The following is a 2,873-nucleotide window of genomic DNA, read 5'->3' as shown; positions in this document are numbered from 1 at the left end:
GACACCGGCGACGTTCTGCTCGTCGGCTCCCGGATCGTCGCGATCGGGCCCGACCTGCGCTCCGATCCCGAGCACGGCGCCGCAGCCGCAGCGGCCTTCGTCGTCGACACCCGCGGGGCGATCGTCGGCCCCGGCTTCGTCGACACGCACCGCCATGCCTGGGAGGCGCAGCTGCGCCGCAGCATCCCCGACGTCACCGACCTCGGTGAATACGTCCTGTCGACCCTGGCCGGCGTCGCGCCGAACTATGCGCCGGAGGACATGTACATCGGGACGCGCCTCGCCGCGCTGACGGCGCTCGACTCGGGTATCACCACCATGCTCGACTTCTCCCACAATTCACGCAGCTCCGCGCACTCCGATGCTGCGCTCAACGCGCTCGTCGACACCGGAATCCGAGGAGTGCATGCCTCGATGGGTCCGCACTTCGGTGAGTGGGACCGCCAGTGGCCCGCTGACATGAACCGGTTGGTGAGCGATTTCCACGGCGCCGCAAACGGTCTCGTCACCGTGCGACTGGCCGCCCTGTCCACCGACGAGATCGCAGGACCCGCCATCTCCTACGGACCCGAACTCGCCGCTCTCGCTCGCGAGCTCGACGTGTGGACGAGCATCGATGCCGTTTTCGGAGTGCCCTCGTCCGAGGCGATCCTGCGCTGGGCGCAGCAGGGAATCCTCGTTCCGACCCTCACCTTGATCCACTCGACCGGCCTGACCCCCGAGGCATGGTCGGCGATGGGAGATGCCGGTGTCACGGTCTCGCTCGCCCCGACCTCCGACGCCCAGATCGGCCTCGACACGGCGGTGCCCGCTGTGGACGAGGCCCTCGCCGTCGGGATCCGGCCGGGTCTGAGCATCGATGTGGAGGTCGCGCTCGCCAGCGACATGTTCACCCAGATGCGAGCCCTGCACGCGATCCAGCGCATGCGTGCCACGAACGCCACCTACGGAACGGAGGAGACCCGCAACCGGATCACCACTCGCGACGTCCTCGACTTCGCCACCCTGCAGGGCGCGCACGCCAACGCGCTCGATCACGTCACCGGCTCCCTGACACCAGGGAAGGACGCCGACCTGCTCATCGTCCGTGCCGACGACGTCAACAACATGCCTCTCAACGACGCCGTCGGCACCCTTGTGCTCGGCTCCGACGCACGCAACATCGACACCGTCCTCGTCGCCGGAAACCCACGCAAATGGGCGGGTTCGCTGGTCGGTGAGGACATCGACGCCCTCCGCGAGGACGTGATCCGTTCTCGCGACCACATCACCCGACGGATGGCGGCAGCACTGTGAAGACCGTGAAGGAAACGAAGGGCATGAAACAAGCTCAGCACTCGTTCGTCGGATTATGGGTGACCGCCGACGGGAACATTCGCCAACGTCTCTTCCCGGATGGCCGATACGTCGAGGCCCGCGGCAACCGGGAGGCCGCCTACACCGGTGACTACCGGATCGACGGCACGAGGATCTACTACCGCGACGACACCGGGTTCTCCGCCGACGGCGAGTTCCGTAACGACGTCCTGTACCACGCGGGCATGGTCATGCACCGAGACCCGACCGGGTGAAGCCCTCGTCGAACTGACACCGGCAACCCGCAGGAGGTTTGCACCCGAATGTGCCGGGTGCAGGCCTCCTCGCCCCGGCAATGGAACACCGCTCGTCTGATCATACGGAAGCGTATCGACTGGAGTTGCGCGAAAGGCCTTGTATGGAAGGTGTTCTCGCGGGGCCTCCAAGTTCCGGGCAGCAGCTGGGCCGGTCGAATCCCCGTAATGGTGTAGCGCTGCGCCACCCGGCCGGCCTGGAAGTCGTTCCGCGCGGAGGCAATGGAGAGGCCGGCCGCAGCTCAGGCCGCGGAAACTCCCCACCAGAAACCGCCGTTGAACCGCTCAGCGGACAGCGGTCCCGAAGCCTGATGGTCCAGGATTCGACTCACATCGAGGGTCTGCTTGTGGGCCGGGATCGGGCCGATGTGCTTTTCGCCGAGAGTTTCGCACGGTTCGGCCACGACGTCGCGTCGGAACACGGCGTCATCGTCCTGATGCGCACATTCGCAATGGAACTGGCTCCGCACTCGATCCGCGTCGTGGCGTCTCCTGCCATCGGACCGAATTCTGCAGTCGCGGTTTCGCGCGGAACCAGGGGATCCGCAAGGAACGGTCACCACTCGAACATGGGTCTGCCAGGCATGCTCGTCGCATCGTCCCCCGCGCTTCCCCGCCGGGCCGGCCGACAGGTTCGATGATCAAGGTAATGTAGTTTCGCCACAGCACTATCCGCATCGGATCACCGAATACCCGGGCAGGGTATCGAATTCTCGCAGGACAACGACATGCGCAACGCTTTTCCGCAACGACGACCTCGTGCGGTGTACTCGGTCGGCATCGAACCGGATGTCCGGTTCTCTCTTGCCAACGAACGCACCGCACTGGCATGGGTTCGCACCGCTCTGGCCCTGATCGCCGGAGGAGTCACCTTGACGACAGTGGCCGGGCTGACAGCATTCCCGCTGGTCATCTACGGTCTGTCGCTCGTCGCGTGCGTTGCAGGGGGGCTACTCGCACTGCTGGCATTGGTATCGTGGCGCCGCAACGAACGCGCGCTGGGGATGAATCTCCCCCTGCCTGCCCCGCTGGCGCTTCCCTGGCTGGTCACGGCAATCGCCGTCGTATCCGTGGGATTGACCGTGTTCGCCGTGACGGCACTCGCGCTCTCGTTGTGACGGGCGATCCCGGACTCCAGCCTCAACGCACCGCGTTGGCATGGCAACGCACCGGACTGGCGGTGGGAGTGACGTACACGATTCTCGTTCTTGCCATCATTCGACATCTCGCTGTTCCGCTTGCAATGGTCGTTCTACTTAGAGC

General features: G+C 65.6%; 4 protein-coding genes. All 4 read left to right on the top strand.

Annotated features, from left to right (window positions below; genetic code table 11):
* On the top strand, positions 1-1,296 hold a 1,296-nt coding region (locus tag R1101_RS0120350), incomplete at its 5' end, for an amidohydrolase family protein (protein WP_016935136.1).
* A 23-nt stretch (positions 1,297-1,319) separates the two neighbouring features.
* Positions 1,320-1,571 carry an Atu4866 domain-containing protein gene (locus R1101_RS0120345; RefSeq protein ID WP_198420308.1) on the top strand — a complete coding sequence of 84 codons (252 nt, stop codon included), beginning with the start codon at positions 1,320-1,322 and terminating at the stop codon, positions 1,569-1,571.
* A gap of 767 nt (positions 1,572-2,338) precedes the next feature.
* Positions 2,339-2,728: a YidH family protein gene (locus R1101_RS0120335; RefSeq protein ID WP_026003518.1), complete on the top strand. Its 390-nt coding sequence runs from the start codon at positions 2,339-2,341 to the stop codon at positions 2,726-2,728.
* The coding region (locus tag R1101_RS31345; protein ID WP_157179188.1) for a DUF202 domain-containing protein at positions 2,725-2,873 on the top strand (149 nt) is incomplete at its 3' end. The genes R1101_RS0120335 and R1101_RS31345, both read left to right, overlap by 4 nt.

This window comes from Rhodococcus sp. R1101 (assembly GCF_000278445.1).
GTDB lineage: Bacteria > Actinomycetota > Actinomycetes > Mycobacteriales > Mycobacteriaceae > Rhodococcus > Rhodococcus gordoniae.
This window is presented reverse-complemented; position numbering and strand designations above follow the sequence as displayed.